This window comes from Kineococcus rugosus (assembly GCF_050871975.1).
In the GTDB taxonomy this organism is placed as follows: Bacteria; Actinomycetota; Actinomycetes; order Actinomycetales; family Kineococcaceae; genus Kineococcus.
In genome coordinates this window covers 51601-76022 of sequence record NZ_JBJLSJ010000014.1, presented here as the reverse complement: position 1 = coordinate 76022, position 24422 = coordinate 51601, and the positions used below count along the sequence as shown (strand labels likewise).

General features: G+C 76.3%; 21 protein-coding genes. 13 read left to right on the top strand and 8 right to left on the bottom strand.

Annotated elements, in window-relative coordinates; translation table 11 throughout:
- Positions 1 to 3: 3 nt before the first annotated feature.
- Positions 4 to 306, bottom strand: a complete 303-nt coding sequence (locus tag ACRYM6_RS10090) for a WhiB family transcriptional regulator (protein WP_432542745.1) — start codon at positions 304 to 306, stop codon at positions 4 to 6.
- A gap of 385 nt (positions 307 to 691) precedes the next feature.
- Here ACRYM6_RS10090 and ACRYM6_RS10085 point away from each other — a divergent pair, with 385 nt between their 5' ends.
- From ACRYM6_RS10085 to ACRYM6_RS10055, 7 genes are all read left to right on the top strand, one after another.
- Positions 692 to 1771: a MerR family transcriptional regulator gene (locus tag ACRYM6_RS10085; protein ID WP_432542783.1), complete on the top strand. Its 1080-nt coding sequence runs from the start codon at positions 692 to 694 to the stop codon at positions 1769 to 1771.
- A 174-nt stretch (positions 1772 to 1945) separates the two neighbouring features.
- Positions 1946 to 2557 carry a response regulator transcription factor gene (locus ACRYM6_RS10080; protein ID WP_179750673.1) on the top strand — a complete coding sequence of 204 codons (612 nt, stop codon included), beginning with the start codon at positions 1946 to 1948 and terminating at the stop codon, positions 2555 to 2557.
- Positions 2558 to 2561: 4 nt separating this feature from the next.
- On the top strand, positions 2562 to 3446 hold the full coding sequence (gene shbA, locus ACRYM6_RS10075) for an RNA polymerase sigma factor ShbA (protein ID WP_432542744.1): 885 nt from the start codon (positions 2562 to 2564) through the stop codon (positions 3444 to 3446).
- On the top strand, positions 3443 to 4915 hold the full coding sequence (locus ACRYM6_RS10070) for a hypothetical protein (RefSeq protein ID WP_432542743.1): 1473 nt from the start codon (positions 3443 to 3445) through the stop codon (positions 4913 to 4915). Before shbA ends, ACRYM6_RS10070 begins: the two co-directional genes overlap by 4 nt.
- A gap of 10 nt (positions 4916 to 4925) precedes the next feature.
- Positions 4926 to 6449 carry an IMP dehydrogenase gene (gene guaB / locus ACRYM6_RS10065; RefSeq protein WP_432542742.1) on the top strand — a complete coding sequence of 508 codons (1524 nt, stop codon included), beginning with the start codon at positions 4926 to 4928 and terminating at the stop codon, positions 6447 to 6449.
- A gap of 69 nt (positions 6450 to 6518) precedes the next feature.
- On the top strand, positions 6519 to 7640 hold the full coding sequence (locus ACRYM6_RS10060) for a GuaB3 family IMP dehydrogenase-related protein (protein ID WP_432542741.1): 1122 nt from the start codon (positions 6519 to 6521) through the stop codon (positions 7638 to 7640).
- Between the two features lie 8 nt (positions 7641 to 7648).
- Entirely contained in the window at positions 7649 to 8611 is a 963-nt protein-coding gene (locus ACRYM6_RS10055; RefSeq protein WP_432542740.1) for an oxidoreductase, read from the top strand.
- Here ACRYM6_RS10055 and ACRYM6_RS10050 read toward each other — a convergent pair.
- The 3 genes from ACRYM6_RS10050 to ACRYM6_RS10040 form a co-directional block, all read right to left on the bottom strand.
- Positions 8601 to 9806, bottom strand: a complete 1206-nt coding sequence (locus ACRYM6_RS10050) for an MFS transporter (RefSeq protein WP_432542739.1) — start codon at positions 9804 to 9806, stop codon at positions 8601 to 8603. The genes ACRYM6_RS10055 and ACRYM6_RS10050 overlap by 11 nt on opposite strands.
- A gap of 75 nt (positions 9807 to 9881) precedes the next feature.
- The gene (locus tag ACRYM6_RS10045) at positions 9882 to 11651 is read right to left on the bottom strand and encodes an ABC transporter ATP-binding protein (RefSeq protein ID WP_432542738.1); all 1770 of its coding nucleotides are present in this window, start codon (positions 11649 to 11651) and stop codon (positions 9882 to 9884) included.
- Positions 11648 to 13405, bottom strand: a complete 1758-nt coding sequence (locus ACRYM6_RS10040) for an ABC transporter ATP-binding protein (protein WP_432542737.1) — start codon at positions 13403 to 13405, stop codon at positions 11648 to 11650. The genes ACRYM6_RS10045 and ACRYM6_RS10040 overlap by 4 nt, the downstream gene beginning before the upstream one ends.
- 128 nt (positions 13406 to 13533) lie before the next feature.
- Between ACRYM6_RS10040 and guaA the strand changes: the two genes are divergently transcribed.
- The gene (guaA, locus tag ACRYM6_RS10035; RefSeq protein ID WP_432542782.1) at positions 13534 to 15114 is read left to right on the top strand and encodes a glutamine-hydrolyzing GMP synthase; all 1581 of its coding nucleotides are present in this window, start codon (positions 13534 to 13536) and stop codon (positions 15112 to 15114) included.
- 75 nt (positions 15115 to 15189) lie between these two features.
- Here guaA and ACRYM6_RS10030 read toward each other — a convergent pair whose 3' ends face one another.
- Positions 15190 to 15477, bottom strand: a complete 288-nt coding sequence (locus tag ACRYM6_RS10030) for a hypothetical protein (RefSeq protein ID WP_432542736.1) — start codon at positions 15475 to 15477, stop codon at positions 15190 to 15192.
- Between the two features lie 29 nt (positions 15478 to 15506).
- A complete protein-coding gene (locus ACRYM6_RS10025) occupies positions 15507 to 16880 on the bottom strand; it encodes an aminotransferase-like domain-containing protein (RefSeq protein ID WP_432542735.1) in 1374 nt (457 codons plus the stop codon).
- A 54-nt stretch (positions 16881 to 16934) separates the two neighbouring features.
- Here ACRYM6_RS10025 and ACRYM6_RS10020 point away from each other — a divergent pair, with 54 nt between their 5' ends.
- The 5 genes from ACRYM6_RS10020 to ACRYM6_RS10000 all read left to right on the top strand — a co-directional run bounded on the left by ACRYM6_RS10020 (position 16935) and on the right by ACRYM6_RS10000 (position 21334).
- Complete coding sequence (locus tag ACRYM6_RS10020) at positions 16935 to 17126, top strand: hypothetical protein (RefSeq protein WP_432542734.1); 192 nt, start codon at positions 16935 to 16937, stop codon at positions 17124 to 17126.
- A 34-nt stretch (positions 17127 to 17160) separates the two neighbouring features.
- A complete protein-coding gene (locus tag ACRYM6_RS10015; RefSeq protein ID WP_432542733.1) occupies positions 17161 to 17979 on the top strand; it encodes an SURF1 family protein in 819 nt (272 codons plus the stop codon).
- Positions 17976 to 18362: a DUF3817 domain-containing protein gene (locus ACRYM6_RS10010; protein WP_432542732.1), complete on the top strand. Its 387-nt coding sequence runs from the start codon at positions 17976 to 17978 to the stop codon at positions 18360 to 18362. Before ACRYM6_RS10015 ends, ACRYM6_RS10010 begins: the two co-directional genes overlap by 4 nt.
- On the top strand, positions 18359 to 19183 hold the full coding sequence (locus ACRYM6_RS10005) for an NUDIX domain-containing protein (RefSeq protein ID WP_432542731.1): 825 nt from the start codon (positions 18359 to 18361) through the stop codon (positions 19181 to 19183). The genes ACRYM6_RS10010 and ACRYM6_RS10005 overlap by 4 nt, the downstream gene beginning before the upstream one ends.
- A 132-nt stretch (positions 19184 to 19315) precedes the next feature.
- Positions 19316 to 21334 carry a bifunctional metallophosphatase/5'-nucleotidase gene (locus ACRYM6_RS10000; RefSeq protein WP_432542730.1) on the top strand — a complete coding sequence of 673 codons (2019 nt, stop codon included), beginning with the start codon at positions 19316 to 19318 and terminating at the stop codon, positions 21332 to 21334.
- Positions 21335 to 21483: 149 nt separating this feature from the next.
- Here the strand turns inward: ACRYM6_RS10000 and ACRYM6_RS09995 are convergent, their stop codons facing one another.
- Entirely contained in the window at positions 21484 to 23697 is a 2214-nt protein-coding gene (locus tag ACRYM6_RS09995; RefSeq protein ID WP_432542729.1) for an MMPL family transporter, read from the bottom strand.
- 1 nt (position 23698) lies between these two features.
- Positions 23699 to 24286 (bottom strand): TetR/AcrR family transcriptional regulator, encoded by a 588-nt coding sequence (locus tag ACRYM6_RS09990; RefSeq protein WP_432542728.1) that lies wholly within the window; start codon positions 24284 to 24286, stop codon positions 23699 to 23701.
- Positions 24287 to 24422: the final 136 nt, after the last annotated feature.

Below are 24422 nucleotides of genomic sequence, written 5' to 3'. Positions count from 1 at the left end.
GGGTCAGCTGGCGACGCGCATCCCGCGGCGGCGCTCGGTCGCGTAGATCGCCTCGCGGTCGTCCTCGGTCATGCCGCCCCACACGCCGTAGGGCTCGCGGACCTTCAGGGCGTGCTTGCGGCACATCTGCAGCACGGGGCAGCCGCCGCAGATGGCCTGCGCGGCGGCGTCGCGGTTGCGGCGGGCGGGCCCGCGCTCACCCTCGGGGTGGAAGAAGAGGTTCGGGTCCGCCTGGCGGCAGGACCCTTCGAGCTGCCACTCCCAGACGTCGGCGACGGGTCCGGGGAGGCGGGAGATCTCGGCCATGGTGCGCTCCTGGGGGAGGGGGGATCTTGCTGACTGGCTTGAAGCTACAACCGCGCCAGAAGTTGTTCAAGCCCCTGCGGGAAACTTGTTCACGATCTTCGGTGACCTCCGTCACCCCGTTCGCCGGTGGTCCGGCACCGCGCTGAACCGGAGGTGAACACCCCGTGGAGCGATCCGGTGGCCTGCTGCACCGTGTTCGCGCCCCGTTCGCGCCCCGTTCGCGGGACGGGGGACCGCGTCCCTGAACAAGGGTGAACAACCCCGACGCGGTGGGCGAGTGGCGTCCGGCGCAGGCGCTTGCCAGACTCGCCCCATGTCCACCGCCGCCGACCCCAGCTCCGCGGGGTCCGACGCGACGGGCGCGCCCGCGCCGCCCGCCCCGCGCATGACCCTCACGGTGGCCGCGGTCGCCCGCCGCCTCGGCGTCGCCCCGGCGACGCTGCGGACCTGGGACCGGCGCTACGGGCTCGGGCCCTCCGAGCACACCGCCGGTGCCCACCGGCGCTACTCCTCGGCCGACCTGGCCCGGCTGGTGGTCATGCGCCGGCTCACCCTCGAGGGCGTGGCCCCCGCCGAGGCGGCCCGCCTGGCCGCCACCACCGCCGTCGCCGACGGCGGGTTCGCCCTGGCCAGCGTCTCCACGATCCCCGCGGCCGTCATCGAGGCCGCCGTCACCGACGCCGCCGCCATCGCCGGGCCCGGCTCGGGGCTGCTGAACCCCGCCGCCCCCGGGGGCGGCCTGCCCACCGGCGACCCGCGCGCCGACGAGGTGCCCGCCGACGGGCCGCCCGCCGGGGAGCCGGGGGAGGGGACCCGGCCCGAGGACGGCGGGCCCGACGAGTCCGAGGACAGCGAGAGCCGCCCCGCCCGCGGCGCCCACCGCCGCGAGGACCCCGTCGACGAGGCCGCCGAGTGGGCCGTCACCAGCCTGGCCGACCGCTTCGCCGTCGAGATCCGCACCCGCGGGGTCGCCCGCGCCTGGGACGACGTCCTCGGGCCGGCCTCGGTCGCCCGCGACGCCGCCATGCACGCCGCCGTCGCGCGGGCCCTGTCGGCGCTGCCGACGGCCAACGGCGAGCGGTCGGTCCTGCTCGCCGGGACCGGCACGGTCGACGACCGCGACCGCACGCCCGTCCTGCTCGCCGCGGCCGCCGCGCTGGCCGAGTCCGGCACCGGCACCCGCAGCGTCGGCGACGGCGTCCCGCCGCGGATGCTCGCCGCCGCCGTGCGCCGGGTGCGGCCGCCGGCGCTGCTGCTGGTCGCCGAGCGCGACGGCGCGCCGGGGACCGGGGGGCGGGACGCGCTCGCCGACCTCGACGACGTCCTGCGGGTGCGGCCGGCGCCGCTGGTCGTCCTGCTGGGCGCCGCCTGGCCCCCGCACGCCGCGGCCGGCCGGCCCGACGTCGTCGTCGCGACCACCCTCGAGGCGGCCGTCGCGGCGTGCGCCGCCGCCGTCTCCGCCTGAGGTCTTCTACCAACCCCCTCTAGCACGTCGGGGGGCCATCGCGCCAGCGACCTGGAGGATCGCGCTCAGGTCGGGTCGGGTGCGTGCCGACAACTCCCTACGTGGCGCACCCGACGTGCGACTCAGCAGGGCCACGGACGGCCCCGCTCCACCCACACAGGGAAGAGGTTTGTGGTGGCAACGGTTCTGGTCTGCGATGACCTTCCGCTGGCCCGCGAAGCCATGCGCCGCATGGTGGCTGCTGTCCCGGGCGTCACCCGCGTCGTGGGTGCGAGCTCGGGCGAGGAGGCTCTGCAGCGTTGGCCGGTGGAACGGCCCTCGCTGGTGATCATGGATGTCCGGATGCCGGGCATCGGTGGCGTGGAGGCGGCCCGTCGGCTGCTCGCCCGTCACCCGGAGGCGAACGTCCTCATGGCCACGATGGCCGAGGACGGCGACGGAGTGGCCCGCGCGGTCGCGGCCGGCGCTCGCGGTTACCTCGTCAAGGACGTCTCGCGGGAGGAGCTCGCCACGGCGGTGCTCCAGGCGCTGCAGGACGTCAGCCGTCGTCGTGGCGGCAACCGCACGCGTGCGGTGCTCACGGGCCGGGCGCCCGTGCTCACCGAGCGCGAGCAGCAGGTGCTCGTCGGCATGAGCCGCGGGCGCAGCAACGCGGAGATCGGCCGGGAGCTGTTCCTGTCCGAGGACACGGTCAAGACGCACGCGCGTCGGCTGTTCCGCAAGCTCGAGGCCGCCGACCGCGCTCAGGCGGTGGCTGTGGGATTCCGCTGGGGTCTCGTACGGTAGGTGGGTGAGCCCCGGGGGCGACGAGCCGGTCGACGCACGCACCGTCGGCCGGCCCGACGCGGACAGCAGACGCGCCGACGTCGCGTCCGCCGTCGCGCCCGACGTCCCGCGGGTCGAGTTCACGCCCGGGCCGCAGGACGTCGAGGTCGTCACGACCGGGTCCGCCCTGGCCGGCGCGGTGCCCGGCGACCAGCCCGACGACCTGCCCGGTGACCAGCCCGACGACCAGCCCGACGGTGATCTCGAGGAGGACCCCCTGCGGACCGGTGCGGGCGGAGGTGTAACACCGGACGGTCCCGCGCCGATGAACAGCACGGATGCCGGGGGGCTCCAGGAACTGGCGGCTCGTGCCCTGACGGGGGAGCAGGGGGCCGTCGCCGACCTCCTGGCAGCGGTGCGCCGCCTCGTCCACCGTTACTGCCGGGCCAAGCTCGGGCGCCTGCCCGGAGCTGATCACGCCGCAGAGGATGCGGCACAGGAGGTCTGCATCGCCGTGCTGACGGCCCTGCCTCGCTACAAGGACACCGGGCGCCCGTTCGAGGCGTTCGTCTACCGCATCGCGGCCAACAAGGTCGCCGACGCGCAGCGTGCCTCCTACCGCGCACCCGTCCCGACGGACGACGTCCCCGACGCCGCCACCGCCGAACCCGGTCCCGAGCAGCTCGCGCTCGACGCCTTCGACGCCGAGACCGTGGGCCGGCTGCTGGACACCCTGCCGCCCAAGCTGCGGGAGATCATCACGCTGCGGGTGGGGGCCGGGATGTCCGCCGAGGAGACCGGCCGCGCCCTGGACATGACCGCCGGGGCCGTCCGCGTCGCCCAGCACCGCGCCATGCAGAAGCTGCGCAAGACCGCCCTCGCCGACGCCTCCCTGCAGGTGGCGCCGTGAGCACCGGGGACGACGGCTCGCGCGGCGGACGCCGCCGCGGCCACCTGCGCGGCGTCCGCGGCGACGCCACCAGCACCACCGGCACCACCACCGACGAGACGACGAGCGACCAGGCAGGGGGGGACGTGGACGTGGACGACAACTCCTTCTCCGTGCCCGACCTGCTGGCCACCGACGCCCTGCTGGACCGCCTCGGCCGGCACGAGGCCACCACCGGCGACCTGTCCGACGCCGTCGCCCGGCTGCTGGACTCCTACGCCCTGCACGCCGACCCCGAGACCGCCGGCGTGCGGCCCGTGGAGCTGCCCGACCTCGACGGCGCCGGCCTCGCGCCCGAGCACGTCCCCGCCCCGCGGGTCCTGCTGGCCCGGCGCCGCACCCTGCAGCGCCTGGGCCGCGGGACCGTCGCGGCCGCCGCGGTCCTGACGCTGCTCGGCGGGACGGCCGCCGCGGCCGCCACCGGCGTCGGCCCGCTGGGCGACCGCGACGGCCGGGTCGCAGCCTCCTTCGCCTCCCAGCTGCCCGGTTGGTTCCCCGACACCGTCTTCCAGGCCTTCGCCGGCACGCCCGCCGAGCGCGTCCAGCGCGAGCTGAGCCAGGTGCAGGCCCTCGCCCAGGCCGGCGACGACGAGTCCGCCTCGGCGCGGCTGAAGAACCTGCGGCGCCAGCTCGACGGCGCCGACGTCGACGCCGCCGTCGTGCAGCGGGTCGACGAGGCGCTCGCCGTCCTCGCGGCCGAGGGCGACCTGACCGGCGTGGCGCTCGACGCCCCCACCGGGTCGCCGACGGCCTCGCCGACCGGTTCGCCCACCGGCACCACCCTCGCCGACGTGGCGGTCGTCGCCACGCCCACGCCCGCGTGGGCGCCCACGCGGCAGGCCGAGCGCCCGACGGCGACGCCCAGCCCGTCCGCGACGGGCGGCGCCGACGGGACCGGGCCCACCGGCCCGACCGGGGCCGCCGGGTCCGCGACCCCGCCGCGGGCCACCGGCACGTCGCCGGCGGTGCCGGTCGTGCCCGTCGTCCCGAACGCCCCCGCCGGCGGCTCGGGCGACGCGCCCGCGGGCCCCTCGGCCCCCACGGGGCCCCCGCAGGCCCCCGGGTCCAGCGCACCCGCGGACACGCCCACGGCCCCGGCCACGGACGTCCCGACCCAGGAGCCGACCGGCACGCCGACCCAGGAGCCGACCGAGGTCCCGACGCAGGACCCGGACGTCACGCCCACCGACCCGGTCCCCAGCGCCGAGCCGACGACGGACCAGACCCCCGGCGCGACCCCGCCGGACCCGGGCGCCGCGACCGGCCCCGCGCCCGGCACCGACGAGCCGGCCGTCGCCACGCCCACGCTGCCCGCCGTGGTGGAACCGTCCCCCAGCGCCGGGCTCGTCCCGGTGCCCGGGACGGCCGACCCGGCCCCGTCCGGGACCGGGGTCCCGGACGCGTCCGACGAGGCCCCGGCCGGCTCGTAGACTCGTGGGGGTGAGCGCGCAGATCCCCGACGGACAAGCGTCCGAGAACGACCCCTTCGGCTTCGTGGGCCTGACCTACGACGACGTCCTGCTGCTGCCCGGTGAGTCCGACGTCATCCCCTCCGAGGTCGACACGTCGACCCGCGTGTCCAAGCGCATCAGCCTGCGGATCCCGCTGCTGAGCTCGGCGATGGACACCGTCACCGAGTCCCGGATGGCCATCGCGATGGCCCGTCAGGGTGGTCTCGGTGTGCTGCACCGCAACCTGTCCGCCGAGGAGCAGGCCAACCAGGTCGACCTCGTCAAGCGGTCGGAGTCGGGCATGGTCACCCAGCCCGTCACCACGACCCCCGACGCCACCCTCGCCGACGTGGACGCCCTGTGCGGGCGCTACCGCATCTCCGGCGTCCCCGTCGTCGACGCCGACGGCCGCCTCGTCGGCATCGTCACCAACCGCGACCTGCGGTTCGAGTCGGACTTCACCCGGCCCGTGCGCGAGGTCATGACCAAGGCCCCGCTGGTCACCGCGCCCGTCGGCGTCTCGACCGACGACGCGATGCAGCTGCTGCGCCAGCACAAGATCGAGAAGCTGCCGATCGTCGACGGCGGGGGCCGCCTCACCGGCCTGATCACCGTCAAGGACTACGTCAAGTCCGAGAAGTACCCGCTGGCCACCAAGGACGAGGACGGCCGGCTGCGGGTGGCCGCCGCGATCGGCATCTTCGAGGACGCCTGGAAGCGGGCCATGGGCCTGGTCGAGGCGGGCGTGGACGTGCTCGTCGTCGACATGGCGCACGGGCACTCCCAGGCCGTGCTGCAGATGATCTCCCGGCTCAAGGGCGACAGCGCGGCCGCGCACGTCGACGTCGTCGGCGGCAACGTCGCGACCCGCGCCGCGGCGCAGGCGCTCGTCGACGCCGGCGTGGACGGCATCAAGGTCGGGATCGGCCCGGGGTCGATCTGCACCACGCGCGTCGTCGCGGGCGTCGGCGTCCCGCAGGTCACCGCGATCCACGAGGCCTCCCGCGCCGCCAAGCCCGCCGGGGTCCCGGTCATCGGCGACGGCGGCCTGCAGTACTCCGGCGACATCGCCAAGGCCCTCGTGGCCGGCGCCGACACCGTGATGCTGGGGTCGCTGCTGGCCGGCTGCGACGAGAGCCCGGGCGACCTGGTCTTCATCAACGGCAAGCAGTTCAAGAGCTACCGCGGCATGGGCTCGCTGGGGGCCCAGCAGACCCGGCAGGGCGGGCGCTCCTTCTCCAAGGACCGCTACTTCCAGAACGACGTGGCCTCCGACGACCGCTTCGTGCCCGAGGGCGTCGAGGGCCAGGTGCCGTACCGCGGGCCGCTGGGCGCGGTCGCGCACCAGCTCGTCGGCGGGCTGCGCCAGTCGATGTTCTACGCCGGTGCGCGCTCCGTCCCCGAGCTGCAGGCCGGTGGCCGGTTCGTCCGCATCACCCCCGCGGGGCTGAAGGAGTCGCACCCGCACGACATCCAGATGACGGTCGAGGCGCCGAACTACAGCGGTCGCTGACCCGTCACCGGGCCGCCGCCGCGGCCCGCGCGTGATCGGCGCGCGGGCCGCAGCAGGTAGCCTGAGGCCGTGTCTGACATCGAGATCGGCCGCGGCAAGCGGGGGCGACGCGCCTACAGCTTCGACGACATCGCCGTCGTCCCCAGCCGGCGCACCCGCGACCCCGAAGACGTCTCCACGACGTGGCAGATCGACGCGTACCACTTCGACATCCCCGTGATGAGCGCGCCGATGGACTCCGTCGCCTCGCCCGCCACGGCCGTCGCGCTGGGCCGCCTCGGCGGCCTGGGCGTCCTCGACCTCGAGGGCCTGTGGACCCGGTACGAGGACCCCGAGCCGCTGCTGGCCGAGATCGCCGCGCTGGACCCGGCGGTGGCGACCCCGCGCATGCAGGAGATCTACGCCGAGCCGATCAAGCCCGAGCTCATCACCAGCCGCCTCGCCGAGGTCCGCGCCGCCGGCGTCACCGTCGCCGGTGCCCTCTCGCCGCAGCGCACGCAGGAGTTCTGGAAGGTCGTCGTCGACGCCGGCGTCGACCTGTTCGTCATCCGCGGCACCACGGTCTCGGCCGAGCACGTCTCCGGCCGCAGCGAGCCGCTGAACCTCAAGCGCTTCATCTACGAGCTCGACGTGCCCGTCGTCGTCGGCGGGGCGGCCGGGTACACCGCGGCCCTGCACCTGATGCGCACCGGCGCGGCCGGGGTCCTCGTCGGGTTCGGCGGGGGAGCGGCGCACACCACGCGCACCGCGCTGGGCATCCACGCCCCGATGGCCTCGGCCGTCGCCGACGTCGCCGCCGCCCGCCGCGACTACATGGACGAGTCCGGCGGCCGGTACGTGCACGTCATCGCCGACGGCGGGGTCGGCACGTCCGGCGACATCGTCAAGGCGATCGCCTGCGGCGCCGACGCCGTCATGCTCGGCGCCTCCCTGGCCCGCGCCACCGAGGCCCCCGGCCGCGGCTGGCACTGGGGCCCGGAGGCCCACCACGCGGTGCTGCCGCGCGGTGAGCGCGTCCGGGTCGGCACCAGCGCGCCGCTGGAGGAGATCCTCAACGGCCCCGGCCGCGTCGCGGACGGGACCACCAACCTCATGGGCGCGTTGCGGCGGTCGATGGCCACCACCGGGTACTCCGACCTCAAGGAGTTCCAGCGCATCGAGGTCGTCGTGTCCCCGTACCAGCCCGCCTGAGGAGCTCCGTGACCCAGCAGGACCCCACCACCCCCTGGACGCCCGACGCGATGGGCCCGCAGGAGGGGCGCACGGTGCTGGTGACCGGCGCGAACTCCGGCCTGGGGTTCCACGTGGCGACGGAGTTCGCCCGCCGCGGCGCGGACGTCCTGCTGGCCTGCCGCAACCCCGAGCGGGGCCGGGCCGCGGTGGCCCGCCTGACCGCCGAGGTCCGCGACTCCGGCGTCGACCCGCAGGTCGAGCTCGTCGCCCTCGACGTGGCCGACCTGGCCGGCGTCCGGCGCACCGCCTCCGAGGTGCTGCACCGCCGCTCCGGCCTCGACGTCCTCGTGAACAACGCGGGCGTCATGGTGCCGCCGTTCGGCCGGACGGTCGACGGGTTCGAGACGCAGGTCGGCACGAACCACCTGGGCCACTTCGCCCTCACGGGCCTGCTGCTGCCGGCGCTGCTGGCCGGCGGCGGGGGCCGCGTGGTGAGCGTGGCGAGCGTCGCCCACCGGTTCGGCCGGCTGAACCGGGAGAACTACCAGTCCGAGCGCAGCTACCAGAAGTGGCTGGCGTACGGGCAGTCGAAGCTGTCGAACCTGCTGTTCGCCTTCGAGCTGCAGCGCCGCGCCGCGGCCGTCGGCGCCCCGATCGTGTCCACGGCCGCGCACCCGGGCCTGTCCGACACGAACCTGTGGAAGATGACGCCGCTGGCCGGCAACCGGGTCGGCGAGGCGTTCGCGCAGGTCCTCGGCCGCGCCGTGGGCCAGCCCGCCGCGCAGGGCGCCTGGCCGCTGCTGCGCGCGGCCACCGACCCCGCCGCGGTGGGCGGGGAGTACTTCGGCCCCGGCGGGCGGCAGGAGTGGCGGGGCTTCCCCGTGCAGGTCCCCGCCAGCCCCTCCGCCTACGACACCGCCGACGCCGCGTGGCTGTGGGCGCGGTCGGCGGAGTGGACCGGCGTCGACTTCGCCGAGCTCACCGCCTGACGTCGCGCGCAGGGGCGACGGCGGCCGTCGCGGCCAGCAGCGCCCCGGCCGCCGCGACGACGGCGAAGCCCCACGCGGGGCCGTGGTGCTCGGCCAGCGCCCCGCCCGCGGACGCGCCGGTCGCGACCCCCAGCACGATGCCGGAGTTCAGCAGCGCCATCAGGAAGGCGCCCCGGCCCTGCGGGGCCAGCCGCGCCGCGAGCGTGTTCACCGTCACCAGCGCCGGCCCGACGAACAGCCCCAGGAACAGCACCGCCACCGCCAGCGCGCCCAGCCGGTCGGCGACCAGCGCCATCGCGCCCGCCCCGGCCAGCAGGCCCAGCCCGCACACCGCCCACCGCGCGCGCAGCGTGAACCGCGCCGGCAGCAGCACCAGGCACAGCGTCGTCACCGTCGACCCGATCGCCGACACCGCGTAGACCAGCGACCCCAGCGACGCCGACCCGACGGTCTCGGCCGCGGCCGTCACCCCCGTCTGGGTGGCGCCGAACACGGTGCCCAGGCACAGCATCCCCAGCACCGGCACCGCGACCGTCCACGGCACCCGGCCCGCCGCGCGGCGCTCGGCGCCCGGCAGCGGCGCGGTGTGCCGGTGGGTGCGGTGCAGCGCGAACGCCGAGACGAACACCGTCGTCAGCCCCGCGGACGTCAGCAGCGCCGCCGCCGGGCTGCCCAGCACCCCGACGGCCCCCACCAGCGCCGGGCCCAGGATGAACGTCGCCTCGTCGATCGTGCCCTCGGCCGCGAACGCCGTCGTCACGTCGTGCGGGTCCCGGGCCATCCGCAGCCACCGCGCCCGGGAGAACCCGCCGACCGAGGGCAGGGTGAACCCGACCCCGGCGGCCGCGGCCAGCACCACGGGGGTCCCGGCGGTCCCCAGCGCGGTGAACAGACCGGCCAGGGCCAGCAGGTGCAGCAGCACGACCGTCAGCAGGACCGTCCGCTGGCCGCGCCGGTCGGCGAACCAGCCGACGACGGGGACCCCGACGGCCTCCCCGACGGCCGCGGCGGCGCTCGCGAGCCCGCCCACGGCGACCGAGCCGCTGGCGGCGGTGACCAGGGCCAGGACGGCCAGCGGCACCATCGTGATGGGCAGCCGCCCCAGGGCGGTCAGCGGCAGGTAGGTGGGCCCGGCGATCTGCGGCAGCCGCGCGTAGCGGGACAGCAGGGTCGGGGCGGTGGTGGTGGTGCTCACGGGTAGGCTCCAGCGTCGCGGGTGCGCCTCCCCACCACTGACGCACCGGAGCCCTGAGAGTGAACTCCTCCCAGGTTACGCCTCGCCGTGCCAGCTGCGCCACAGGTGCGCGTAGGGACCACCCGCGTCGACCAGCTCGTGGTGGGTGCCGAGCTCGGTGATGCGGCCGCCCTCGACGACGGCGATCCGGTCGGCGTCGTGGGCGGTGTGCAGCCGGTGCGCGATGGCCACCGTCGTGCGGCCCTCCAGGACCGCGGCCAGCGACCGCTCCAGGTGCCGGGCCGCGTTCGGGTCCAGCAGCGACGTCGCCTCGTCCAGGACGAGGGTGTGCGGGTCGGCCAGCACGAGCCGGGCCAGCGCCACCTGCTGCGCCTGCGCCGCCGACAGCGCCAGCCCGTTCTCCCCGACGCCGGTGTCGAGCCCGTCGGGCAGCGCGCGCACCCAGTCGCGGGCGTCGACGGCCTCGAGCGCGTCGAGGACCTGCTCGTCGGAGGAGCCGGGGGCGGCGAGGGCGACGTTGTCGCGCAGCGAGGCCGCGAACACGTGCCGCTCCTGGGTGACCAGGGCGATGCGGGAGCGCAGCTCGTCCAGCGGCAGCCCGGTGACCTCGGCGCCGCCGACGCGCACCGAGCCGTCGCTGGGCGGGTTGATCCCGGCCAGCAGCCGCCCGAGGGTGGACTTCCCGGCGCCGGTGGGCCCCACGATCGCGAGCCGTTCGCCCGGTTCGAGGGACAGCGAGACGTCGTGCAGGACGGGCCGCCCGGCGGTGTAGGAGAACCCCACCCGGTCGGCGGAGATCTCGTCGGAGACGGGCTCGTCGGGGCGGGCGACCCGGTCGGGCTCGACCGCGGACAGCCCCACGACGCGGGCGAAGGAGGCCTGCCCGACCTGCAGCTCGTCCCACCAGGCGAGCAGCTCGTTGACGGGGCCGACGAGCTGGCGCAGGTACAGGACGACGGTCGTCACCTGCCCGACGGTCTGCAGGTCGTGCCGCACGAGGAACCCGCCCCACAGCAGCGCCACGACGACGGGCAGCAGGTAGGACATCTCGATGCTGGGGAACCACACGGTCCGCAGCGACAGGGTGTACCGCTCGCGCTCGACGGTGCGGCCGATGACGTCGTCGACCCGGCGGACGCGGTGGTCGGCCAGGCCGAGGGCCTCCACGGTCCGGACGTTCTCGACGTTCTCGCCGAGGGTCGTGGAGATGCGGCCCCACTCGGCGCGCTCGGCGGCGTACCCCTGCGGGGCGCGGCGCAGGTACCAGCGGGTCGCCAGCAGCAGCCCGGGCAGGCCGGTGAGGACGGCGAGCGCGACGAGCGGCCCGGAGAGCACCGCGGCCACGACGGTCAGCACGGAGGTGACGGACGCGACGAGGATCGCCGGGGCCCCGTACCGGACGGTGTAGCTGAGGGCGTCGACGTCGTTGGTGGTGCGCGAGACGAGGTCGCCGGTCCCGGCCTGCTCGACGACCGACAGCGGCAGCGCGGTGGCGCGGGCGAGGAACTCCTCGCGCAGCTGCGCGAAGACGCCCTCGGCCAGCACGAGGGAGCGCTGCCGGGCGAGCCGGGCCAGGACGGCCTGCGCGACGACGGCCGCGACGAGGGCGGCGACGGCGACGTCGACGCGGTGCGCGACGGCGGCGAACGCGGTCCCGTCGCGGACGGCGCCCACGACGTCGTCGACGAGGCGGCCGAGCAGGAACGGCCCGGCGAGGCCGGCGACGGCGGCCAGGGCGTGCAGCCCGAGCATCCGCAGCCCGGGGCCGCGGTGCTGGGTCAGCAGGCGCCGCACGTCGCGCAGGACGTGCGCCCGGTCGGCGACCGGCAGGGTCTTCGGGCTCACGGGCGGTCCTCGGCGGTCGCGGTGGTCGGGGGAGCGGGGCGGGGGGCGGGCACGTCGGCCGCGGCGTCGCGGGTCACGAACCGGCGGTACCCGGCGTCGCGGGCGAGCAGGTCGGCGTGCCGGCCGCGGGCGGCCAGGCGCCCGTCGCGGACCCAGCAGACCTCGTCGACCTGGGGCAGGACGAGCGGGCTGGCGGTGGCGACGACCGTCGTGCGGCCGGTGCGGGCGGTGCGCAGGCGCGCGGCGATCCGGGCCTCGGTGTGGGCGTCGACGGCGCTGGTGGGCTCGACCAGGACGAGCGCCTCGGGGTCGCGGGCCAGCACGCGGGCCAGGGCCAGGCGCTGGCGCTGGCCCCCGGACAGGGAGCGGCCGCGCTCGGTGACGGCGCCGGCCAGGCCGCCGTCGACGAGGTCGAGGACGTCGCGGGCGTCGGCGACGTCGACGGCGGCGAGGACCTCGGCGTCGGTGTGCCGGTGCTCGGGGTCGACCTGCTCGCGGACGGTGCCGCTGAACAGCTGGGCGTCGTCCTCGGACAGCAGCACGCGGCGGCGGACCTCGGCGACCGGCAGCCGCCGCAGCGGGACCCCGCCGAGGGTGGCGCGGGTGTCGTCGTCGAAGCGGGTGAGCCGGCGGGCGAGCGCGGCGGCGTCCTCGGGCGGGTCGCAGACGACGGCGGTGAGGGCGCCGGCGGCGGCGTGGACGCCGGAGTCGGGGTCGTCCAGGGCCCCGCCGGCGGTGGTGGCGGTCCCGTCGTCGGTGACGGCGGGCGGCACCTCCAGCAGCGTGGTGAGGCGGCGGGCGGCGACGAGGGCGCGGACGTACTTGTCGGCGGCCTCGACGAGCATCCGCAGCGGGGAGGTGAGGAACGCGGCGTAGCCGTAGAGGGCGACGAGGTCGCCGGGGGTGATCTCGCCGCGGGCGGTGGCGCGGGCGCCGGCCCAGACGAGGGCGGCGACGAGCAGGCCGGGGACGAGGACCTGCAGGGCCTCCAGGGAGGACTCCCAGACGGCGACGCGCACGCCGGCGGCGCGGACCTGCTGGCTCTTGGCGCGGTAGCGGTCCAGGAAGACCTCCTCGCCGCCGATGCCGCGCAGGATCCGCAGGCCCCGCACGGTGTCGGTGCCGATCGAGGTGAGCTCGCCGGACAGCTTGCGGTGCACGCGCTGCCGCTCCTGCAGGGGGCGCAGGAGCAGCAGCAGCAGCGCCATCACGACGGGGACGCCGACGAGGATGACCAGGCCGATGGGCACGGAGGTGCGCAGCACGAGGACGGCGACGACGGCGACGGCGGCCACGGAGGCCACGGCGCGCTGGGTGACGTCGAAGGCGTCGGCCAGGCGGGGCCCGTCGGAGGCGATGGAGGCCATGACCTCGCCCTGGGGCAGCCGCTCGGTGACGGCCGTCCCGGCGCGGGAGGTGTGCCGGCCGACCTGCTGGAGGGTGCGGAAGCAGGCGGTGAGCCAGTTGGTGACGCCGAAGCGGTGGCGCACGACCGCCGCCCAGGAGGTGACGACGGCCAGGGCCAGGACGACCAGCGACCAGCGGGTGAGGGCGGCGGCGTCGCCGTCCACGACGCCCTCGTCGACGGCGCGGCCGATCGCGGCGGGCAGGACGGCCTGGGACAGCAACCACAGGGTCCCGACCGCTGACCCGGCCACCATCGGCCGCCACTGCAGCGCGGCGGTGCGCAGCAGGAACCGGGTGGGGGAGGTCACGTCGGGGGTGCCGGGGTCGCTCAGGGGGAGGGAGCGCACGTGCACCGACGGTAATCGCTGTCCCCGGGGGCTTCCACGGGGTTTACCGCCGGGTCCGCGCCGGCGGATACCCTGGGGGCGTGACGCCGGATGCGCCCGAGAGCGAGACCGCACAGGAGAACCCCGAGGTGGCTGCGGAGCGCACCCACCGACCGGTCCTCGTCGTCGACTACGGGGCCCAGTACGCGCAGCTGATCGCGCGCCGGGTCCGGGAGGCGGACACGTTCTCCGAGATCGTGCCGAGCTCGATGCCGGTGGCGGAGATGCTGGCGAAGGACCCGGCCGCGGTGATCCTGTCCGGCGGCCCGTCGAGCGTGTACGCGCCGGACGCCCCGCAGGTCGACCCGGCGCTGTTCGAGGCGGGGGTCCCCGTGCTCGGCATCTGCTACGGCTTCCAGGCGATGGCCAAGGCCCTCGGCGGCGACGTCGCCCGCACGGGCCGCCGCGAGTACGGCGGGACGCCGGCGGAGCTGCCGGACGCGGCGGCCTCGACGCTGCTGCGCGACCAGCCGGCGGCGCAGAACGTGTGGATGTCCCACGGGGACAGCGTCTCCCGCGCCCCGGAGGGTTTCCGGGTGACGGCCTCGACGCCGGGGACGCCGGTCGCGGCGTTCGAGGACGACGAGCGGCGCCTGTACGGCGTGCAGTGGCACCCGGAGGTCAAGCACTCCGAGCACGGCCAGGACGTGCTGGTGAACTTCCTGCGCGAGGGCGCGCGGATCGACCCGGACTGGACGACGGGCAACGTCATCGAGGAGCAGGTCGCCCGCATCCGCGCCCAGATCGGCGACGGCAAGGTCATCTGCGCGCTGTCGGGCGGGGTGGACTCGGCGGTGGCCGGTGCGCTGGTGCAGCGCGCGGTCGGGGACCAGCTGACGTGCGTGTTCGTGGACCACGGGCTGCTGCGCGCCGGCGAGGCCGAGCAGGTCGAGAAGGACTTCGTCGCCGCGACGGGCGTGAAGCTGCACGTCGTGGACGCCGTGCAGCGGTTCGCCGACGCCCTCGACGGGGTCAGCGACCCCGAGCAGAAGCGGAAGATCATCGGCCGCGAGTTCATCCGCGTGTTCGAGCAGGCCGCGCGCGACGTCGTCGCCGCCGAGGGCGCGGACGGCGGCGAGGTGAGGTTCCTCGTGCAGGGCACCCTGTACCCCGACGTCGTGGAGTCCGGCGGCGGGACGGGCGCGGCGACGATCAAGAGCCACCACAACGTCGGCGGCCTGCCGGACGACCTGGCCTTCGAGCTGGTCGAGCCGCTGCGCGCGCTGTTCAAGGACGAGGTCCGCGCGGTCGGCGTGCAGCTGGGGCTGCCCGAGGCGATGGTGCACCGGCAGCCGTTCCCGGGCCCGGGCCTGGCGATCCGCATCGTGGGGGCGGTGACGCCGCAGCGGCTGGAGATCCTGCGCGCGGCCGACGCCATCGCCCGCGCCGAGCTCACCGCGGCCGGGCTGGACCGCGAGATCTGGCAGTGCCCGGTGGTGCTGCTCGCGGACGTGCGCAGCGTGGGCGTGCAGGGCGACGGCCGCACCTACGGCCACCCGGTCGTGCTGCGGCCGGTGTCCTCCGAGGACGCCATGACGGCGGACTGGTCGCGGCTGCCGTACGACGTGCTGGCGAGGATCTCCACGCGCATCACCAACGAGGTCGACGAGGTGAACCGGGTGGTGCTCGACGTGACGAGCAAGCCGCCGGGCACCATCGAGTGGGAGTGATCCCCGCCTGAACCCGGGTCGTCCCGACGCCCCCTCGCGGTCCGCCGCGAGGGGGCGTCCGGCGTCCTGGGGCGGTCAGGGGGTGAGCTCCACCCCCGCGCGCGAGGCCACGGACCCCAGGCGCTCGTGGGAGCGGTGCGCGTCGGTGCGTTCGAGGTGGGTCGTCAGCTGCACGGTGGTGCACCCGCGGCGCCGGTCGGCGGCGAGGTGGGGCGCGAGGTCGTCGGTGGACCCCCGCGCGCGGCCGAGCCGGTCGTCGAGGAGCAGACCGGCGACGGCCGGGACGTCCTCGCGCCGGGCCTCGCGCAGGACGACCGGGCCGGCGGGGGTGGGGGAGGTGTCGAGCGTGGGGGTGCGCGGCACCGGTCCGGTCGACCCCGTCCCCGTGGCGGTCACAGCGACCCGGCGAGGATCTCCACGGCGGCGGGGATCTGCTGCTCGGTGATCGCGGCGTAGCACAGCCGCAGGTGGGTGGCGTCCTCCTCGGCGACGACGTAGTGCCGGCCGGGCCCGACGACGAGGCCGCGCTCGCGGGTGCGGCGGGCGACCTCGAGGTCGTCGACGCCGCGCGGCAGCCGCAGCCACAGCGAGAACCCGCCGCGGGGCCGGGTGAAGGCGCACTCGGGCAGCTCGCGGGCCAGCGCGGTCGCCAGGGTGTCCAGGCGGGCGCCGAGCGCGGCGGACAGCCCCCGCAGGTGCGCGTTCCACCCGGCACCGGTGACCAGCTCGACGGCGGCCTCCTGCAGCGGCCGGGACACGATGAGGTGGTCGACGAAGCTGAGCCCGGCGATGCGCCGCGCCACCGGCCCGCGGGCGACGACGCAGCCGACGCGCAGGCTGGGGCCGGAGACCTTGGACAGGGAGTTGACGGTGATGACCCGCCCGTCGGTGTCGTCGCGCAGCAGCGAGGGGGTGGTCGTGGGGCCGTGGCCGAGCCAGCGGGCGAAGTCGTCCTCGACGATGAACGCCCCGGCGGCGGCGGCGAGGTCGAGGACGGGGCGGCGGCGGTCGGCGGACAGGACGGAGCCGTCGGGGTTGGCGTAGGTGGGCTGCAGGTACAGCAGCCGCGACCCGGACTGCTCGAAGGCGCGCTGGAGCAGCTCGGGGCGCACGCCGTCGGCGTCGGTGGGGACGGGGACGGGGACGAGCCCGGCGCTGCGCAGCAGCGAGATGACGCCGGGGTAGCTGGGCACGGCGACGAGGACGGGGCTGCCGGCCGGGACGATGGAGCGCAGGACGGTGGACAGCGCGCCCTGGCCGCCGGGGCTGATGAACACGTCGTCGCGGTCGGCGCCGAGCTGCTGGGCGAACCAGGTGCGCAGCTCGGGGACGCCGGACAGCGGCGGCACCGACCACGCCTCGGGGCGGCGGGCGGCGCGGGCCATCGCGGAGGCGAGCCGCGAGGTGGGTTGCAGGGTGGGGTCGAGGTAGCCGCGGGCCATGTCGAGGACGTTCTGGGACGGCACGGTCAGGGCGGACAGGACCCCCTCGGCCTGGACGGGGGAGGCGCCGAGGGCGACGCGCTGCCAGTCGGTGTCGACGGTGGCGGTGCGGGCGGCGCGGGCGACGAAGGTGCCGGCCCCGGGGCGGGTGACGACGGTGCCGTCGGCGACGAGGGCGTCGACGGCGCGCTGGACGGTGACGGGCCCGACGCCGAGGTCGGTGACGAGCCGCCGGCTGCTGGGCAGCTTGCTCCCGGCGGGCAGGGCGGCCGCCAGCTCGCGGAGGCTGGTGGTGACGCGCTGCACACTGCTACCGTGGTCCATGAGAGATGACAATAGCGCTATCTGGTCCGACATCAATAGCGGTCGGTGGTCGCGATGAGCCTGGTCCTGATCCTCGTCCTGCTGACCGCCTTGGCGTTCACCGTTCCGTTCCTCGGCGCCGACACCCGGTACCCGGGGGCGGGCGCCCGGCCGGACCGGCCGTCCCGCGGAAAGCGCTACCGCCGATCCTGGCACTCCGCTACCACCACGACGGCCCGCCGGGACCAGTTCGGGCGCACGAGCTGACCGCCGTCCCCGGCGCCCCGCGTAACCTGGGGCGGTGAACGAGGACCGGCTGGACGAGGACCGCAGGCCCGCCCCCACCGGGCGGGTCGTCGTCCTGACCGTCGTCGCCCTCGTGATCGTCCTGGTCTGCGGCGGCCTCGGGGTCTGGCAGTGGCAGCGCGGGAACGTCGTCGTGTCCGAGCCCCCCGCGCTCAAGCCCGTCGTGCCGGTCAGCAGCGTCGTCGACGCCGGGGCCCCCGGCGCCGCCGCCGTCCTGTCGGCCGACGAGGTCGGCCACCGCGTCGAGGTGTCCGGCACCTTCGACCCCGCCGTGGACCTGCTCGCCCCCGGCCGCCCGCTGGACGGCGCCGTGGGCTCCTGGGTGGTCGGCGTCGTGGTCCTGCCCGACGGCTCCGGCGTCCCCGTCGTCCGCGGCTGGGTGCCGCAGGGGCAGCCCGCGCCCGCGCTGCCGGTCGGCCCCGTCGACCTGACCGGGGTCGTCCAGCCCCCGGAGGCCTCCGACGTGGCCCCCTCCGCCGACGCGCTGCCCGCCGGGCAGACCTGGGTCGTCAGCGCCGCGGACCTCGTCAACCGCGTCGACTACCCCGTCGCCAACGCCTACGTCACCCAGACCTCCCCGGCCGAGGGGCTGCGAGCCGTCCCGCCCGCCGACCCCGGGCAGTCCAGCCGCCGGCTGGACTGGCGCAACCTCGCCTACGCCGGGCAGTGGTGGGTCTTCGGCCTCTTCGCCGTCGTCATGTGGTTCAGGGCCGTGCGCGACGAGCGGACGGGGCCGGGGGAGGATGACCCCCGAGCGCGGGTGGACGAACCCGCGGACGGTGCTGGAGGACGAGACATGAGTGGTGCCCGGTGAGCCCTGACGCGACCCCCCGACCCGCGGGCGACCTGCGCTCGGCGCCCAAGGTGCGCGCCGCCCTGACCCGCTACCGGGTGATGGCCTGGCTGACCGGCATCGGCCTCGTCGTGCTGGTCCTGGTCGGCATGCCGCAGAAGTACCTCGACGCCTTCGGCGGCGGGGACGCGATCGTCGCCACCGTCGGGGTCGCGCACGGCTGGCTGTACGTCGTGCTGCTCATCACGACCTTCGACCTGGGCAACCGGGTCCGCTGGTCGTGGAGCCGGATGCTGCTGACGGCGCTCGCCGGGACGATCCCGTTCCTGTCCTTCTACGCCGAGCTCCGCAACACCCGGGACGTGCGCGCCCGGCTGGACGCCCGCTCCGCGACGGCGGCGTGAGCGCGCTCCAGCGCGTCGCGGTCCACCTCGCCGACGTCGAGGACGGCCGGCTGCTCCTGGTCGGCGGCGTGCTGCCGTGGGCGCTGCTGGCCCACGGGGAGACGCCGGCCGCGGCCCTGGCGCGCGTCCACGGCGGGCCCGGCGGCCTGGAGACCGGTGCGCTCCTCGCGGTCGTCGACGGCCGCCGCGAGGACGACGGCCTCGACCTGCACACGGTGCACCTGGTCCTGGCCGGCCGCGCCCCGGACGCCCTGGCCGGTGCGGCCGGCGCGCAGCGGGTCCCGGCGCCGCAGCAGTGGCCGCTGGCGCCCGACGCCGACGTCGTCCTGGACCCCGCCGAGCGGGTGCGGCTGGCGCCCGGGCGCGCGGACGCGCCCGTGGTGCGGCAGCGGCTGGCCTGCTACGCCGTCGTCGTGTCCGACGGGGCGCTGCTGCTGACCCGCCTCAGCGCCCGGACCCCGAGCCCGGGGCGCTGGACGCTGCCCGGCGGCGGGGTCGACCACGGCGAGCACCCCCTGAGCGCCGTCGTGCGCGAGGTGCACGAGGAGACCGGGATGGACGTGCGGGTGACGGGGCTGGCCGAGATCGGCGCCGAGCACTTCACGGGCCGGTCCCCGCGCGGGGTCCTGGAGGACTTCCACGCCGTGCGGGTCCTGGTCCGGGCCGAGCCGCTGGAGGTCCGCGAGCCGGAGGTCCTGGACGTGGGGGGCAGCACCGACCTGGCCCGGTGGGTCCCGCTGGAGGAGGCCGAGGGCGTCGGCCTGGTCGGGGTGGCGCTGCGCGGCCTGCGGATCGCGCAGGGCGACGCGCAGGTCGCCTGAGGCGCCGCACCCGGTCGCCGCACCCGGGTGCCGCACCTGAGCACCGTCCGGGTCGCGGCCCGGGGGTTCCGCTGAGGTCGCTGTGACTGACAGGATCGGCGATCGCCCGCCCCTGCCCGTGGAAGCGAGATCATGCGCCCGAGTCGCCCCCTCGTCCGGTTCCTGTGCTCCGGTGCCGCCGTGGCCGCCCTGAGCACCCCCCTGCTGGCCGGCCCGGCGGGAGCGGCGACCACGCCGACGCCCTCCCCGGCCCCGGCGCCCGGGCAGGTCCCCGACGTCCTGCCGGCCCCCGCCGCGGGCGTCACGCGCCTCCAGGTCGGCGCCTTCAACGACCTGCACGGCCGCCTGGAGGCCCCCGACGAGACCGACGACGGCGACCCCGTCGGCGGCGTCGCGCAGCTGGCCGGCGCGATGGACGCGCTGCGCGCGAAGAACCCGAACACCCTGGTCCTGTCCGTCGGCGACAACGTCGGCGCCTCGACGTTCACCTCGTTCATCCAGCAGGACGAGCCGACCCTCGCCGCCCTGAACGCGATGGGCGTGGCGGCCTCGGCGGCCGGCAACCACGAGTTCGACCAGGGCTACGCCGACCTCACCGACCGGATCGGCGTGAACGGCGACCCCGGCGCGAACGGCGCCGACCCGTTGGCCGACTTCCCCTACCTGGCCGCGAACGTCCTGAAGGCCGACGGCACGCCCGCGCTGCCGGGGTTCGTGACGACCGAGGTCGGCGGGGTCCGCGTCGGCCTCGTCGGCGTGGTCACGCAGCAGACCGCGAGCCTGGTCTCCCCGCAGGGCGTCGCGGGCCTCACCTTCACCGACCCGGTCGCCGCGGCGAACGCCGTGGCCGCGCAGCTGTCGGACGGGAACCCCGCCAACGACGAGGCCGACGTCGTCGTCCTGCTCGCCCACGAGGGGTCCTCGGCCACCGACTGCGCCGCCGTCGCCACCGAGGGCGCCTTCGGGCAGATCGTGCGGGGCGCCTCCCCGCAGGTCGACGCGATCCTGTCCGGCCACACGCACCAGCGCTACGACTGCGCGTTCCCGGTGGCCGGCAGGGCCGTCGACCGCCCGGTGCTGTCGGCCGAGAGCTACTCCACGGCCTTCGACCACCTCGTGCTGGACGTCGACGCCACCGGCCAGGTCGTCGCAGCCGGCCACCAGGTCCTCGACGTCGTGGGGTTCACCCCGAACGCGCAGGTCCAGCGGATCGTCGACGACGCCGTCGCGGTGGCCGAGACGGTCGGGCAGCGGCCCGTCGGGTCGATCACGGCCGACATCACCCGCGCCTTCACCGGCGAGGACGACGACCGCGGCACGCAGTCCCCGCTGGGCAACCTCATCGCCGACGCGCAGAAGCAGCAGACCGCGGGCGCGGGCGCGCAGATCGCCTTCGAGAACCCCGGCGGGATCCGCGACGACCTGCTGTTCGCCGCCTCCGGCGCCGAGGGCGACGGCGTCGTCACCTACGCCGAGGCCGCCGCGGTGCAGCCGTTCGCGAACTCCGTCGTGACGCTGACCCTCACCGGGGCGCAGGTCCGGCGGGTCCTGGAGCAGCAGTGGCAGCCGGCCGGGTCCTCCCGGCCCTTCCTGGCCCTGGGCGTCTCGAAGGGGTTCTTCTTCACCTACGACGAGGCCGCCCCCGCCGGGCAGCGCATCACGTCGGCGACGCTGGACGGGGTGGAGCTGGACCCTGCGGCGCCCTACCGCGTCACGGTGAACAGCTTCCTGGCCTCCGGCGGCGACAACTTCACCACCTTCGCCGAGGCCACCGACCGCGTCGAGCTCGGCCGGACCGACCTGGAGGCGTTCACCGCCTACCTGGGGCTGCCGGAGAACCAGCGCCTGGCCCCGGACACCGCACCGCGGTACCGGGCGGCCGTGGCCGCCCCGGCGCCGACCCCCACGCAGACCCCCGCGCCGACGACGGCGGCGCCGGTGCCGACCGCGCGCCCGACCAGCAGCGCGCCGGTGCTGACGCCCGCGGCCCGGCGGCCCACCGCCCGGCCCACGGCCACCGCGCGGCCGGCCGGGACCGGGCGGCTGGCGAACACGGGCGTGGAGGTGGTGCCGTGGGTCGCGGCCGGTGCCGCGCTCGTCGTGGCCGGCGGGTTGCTCGTCACCGTCGCGGCCCGGCGCCGGAGCGCCTGAAGCAGGAGCTGGTCGCCCCGAGCGTCGCCTCTCGGCGAGTGGCCGCTCGCAGCGGCTGGGGTTGAGGCCCGGGGACACGTACCGGGGCGACCAGTCCTCACAACCATCGGCACCGCTCCTCCATTCCTGGAGGGCGGTGCCGACCTCGTTCAGGCGTTCGGGGCGGGGTCCGGCGCGGGGCCGGGGGTGCGGTCGCGCCGTTCCAGCGCGGCCCCCTCGACGTCCAGGACGGGCAGCCAGGCCAGCCAGCGCGGCAGCCACCACGCCGCCCGGCCCAGCAGCGCCAGCGCGGCGGGCACGGCGACCATCCGGACGACGACGGCGTCGGCGAGGATCCCGACGGCCAGGGCGAACGCGATGGGCTTGATCGTCGCGTCGCCCTCGGGGACGAACCCGGCGAAGACGGCGAACATGATCGCCGCCGCGGCCACGACGACCGGCGCCGCCTGCCGGAACCCGGTGCGCACGGCCTGCAGCGGGTCCGCGCCGTGCGCGTGCGCCTCGTGCATCCGCGAGACGAGGAACACCTGGTAGTCCATCGCGAGGCCGAAGAGGATCCCCACGACGATGATCGGCGCCAGGCTGAGCAGCGGCCCCGTCGTGTCGGCGTGCACGAGGTCCTTCAGCCAGCCCCACTGGAACACCGCGGTGGTGGCGCCCAGGGAGGCGCCGATGGTCAGCAGGAACCCGACGACCCCCACGACGGGGACGAGGATCGAGCGGAAGACGAGCACGAGCAGCACGAACGCGAGGCCGACGACGAGCACGAGGTAGACCGGCAGGGCCTGCGCCAGCGTCTCGTTGACGTCGACGCTGACGGCGGTCTCGCCCGTCACGTAGGCCGGGGTGGCGGAGGCGTCCTCGCGGACGAGGTCGCGCATCCGGTGCACGAGGTCGGTGGTCGCCTCGTCGTCGGGGGCGGTCGTGGGGATCACCGTCACGAGCGCGGCGTCCCCGTCGGCGCTGGGGACGGCCGGGGTGGTCAGGGCCACCCCGTCGAGGCGGCCGAGCTCGGTGCTCAGCTCCCCGCCCCGGGCGACGGCGTCGGTGCCGCGGGTCAGGACGAGCAGCGGGCCGCTGACCCCGGCGCCGAAGCGCTCGGCGAGGATCTCCTGGGCCTTCTCCTGCGTGCTGTCGTCGGGCCAGGAGGTCGCCAGGCTGGTCTGCAGCGAGGCGACGGGGATCGAGACGGCGCCGAGGGCGACGACGGCCGCGACGAGGCTGAGCCAGCGCCGGCCGGTGACCAGGCGGCTCCAGCCCCCGAAGAACCCGCGGCCGGTGGGCTCGGGGTCGGCGGGCGGGAGCGCCGCGTGCCGGCCGCCCTCGTGGGTCAGCGCCCGGCGGGCGGAGCGGGGCAGGGCGCGCAGGCCGATGACGCCGAGGGCGGCCGGGACGAGCGTGAGGGCCACGAGGACGGCGACGACGACGGTCGCGGCGGCCGCGACGCCCATCTCGGTGAGGAAGGGGATGCCGGCGACGGCCAGGCCGGCGAGGGCGATGACGACGGTGGTCCCGGCCGTGAGGACGGCCGACCCGGCGGTGCCGACGGCCAGCGGGACGGCCTCGGCGACCGTGCGACCGGCGAGGAGCTCGTGCCGGAAGCGGGTGACGATGAACAGCGCGTAGTCGATGCCGACGGCCAGGCCGAGCATGACGGCGAGGATCGGCGTCGTGGACTGCAGGTCGACGAACCCGGTGAGGGTGGTGATGCCCAGCGCGCCGATCCCGACGCCGACGACGGCCGTGAGCAGGTTCATGCCGGCCGCCACGAGGGAGCCGTAGGTGACGGCGAGCACGACGAGCGCCACGACGACGCCGAGGGCCTCGGCGGCCCCGCCGATGGTGGAGACGCCCTGGGTGGCGCTGCCGGTGACCTCGGTGGTCAGGCCGGTGCCGCGGGCGTCGTCGACGGCGCGCAGCAGCGCCTGCCGCTGCTCGTCGGTGACCTCCGGCGGGGCGACGCCGTAGGAGACGGTGCTGTAGGCGGCCCGCAGGTCGGGGGAGACGGTGGGGTTGGCCGGGTCCAGGGGGTTGCTGGCCCCCTGCGCGCCGGGCAGCGCGGCCAGGGCCTGGACGACGCCGGCGACCCTCGCGGCGTTCTCCGGGGAGGTGACCTGCTCACCGGCCGGGACCTGGAGGACGACCTGGGCGGTGGCGCCGTCGGCGGTGTCGCCGAACTCCTCGCCGATGAGCCGCAGGGCGGTCGTGGACTCCTGGCCGGGGATCTCGAAGGAGTTGACCGTCTTGCCGGACAGGGTGGCCGCGCCGACGCCGCCGAGGGCGAGCAGCAGGACCCAGAGCGCGATGACGAGCCGGCGGTGCCGGAGGGCGGCCGCGCCCAGCCGGTGCAGGAAGGTGGCCATCTCAGTTCTCCTCGGTCGGGGTGGGGTGGCCGAGCGCGCTGAGCGCGGTGGTGACCAGTCCGGTGCGCAGGTCGGCGGCGGGCAGGTCGCAGAAGGCGAGGGAGGCGACGGCCAGGCCGCCCACGGCGCTGGTGACGCGCACGGCGCGCAGCAGCGCCTCGCCGGTGGGTGGGGGGTCGCCGGGGGCGAGGGGGACGCCGAAGCAGCGGAAGAGGACCTCCCCGAGGGCGTCGAGGCGCTCGGTGCCCAGCGCGCCCTGGCTGAGGGAGGTGAGCATGAAGGAGACGAGGCCGGGGCGGGTCTGGGCGAGGGTGACGAGCTCGTCGAGGACGGCGCGGTCGCGGTCGCGGCCGGTGGGCCGGCCCCCGACGCGGGCGGCGACGGCCTCGAAGCGGGCGGCGGTGTGCGCGACGGTGGCCTCGGCGATCGCCTCCTTGCTGGGGAACCGGTGCAGCAGACCGGTCTTGGAGTAGCCGACGGCGTCGGCGATGCGTTGGACGGAGGTCTGCTCGACGCCGTGGCGGGCGAACAGCGCCGCCGCAGTGTCGAGGATCTCCTCGTCGATCTCCTCGCGGGTCTGTCGTGGCACGGGACCACTGTAGACCGTGCTGGACCGTTGTGGTCCATCATCGACCGTTCTGGTCCGCCACCGGGTGGGCGCTGGTGGCCCCGCCCCGGGCGGGGGCGGGGCCGGCGACCGGAGGGGCGGGCGCTGACTCCACCGA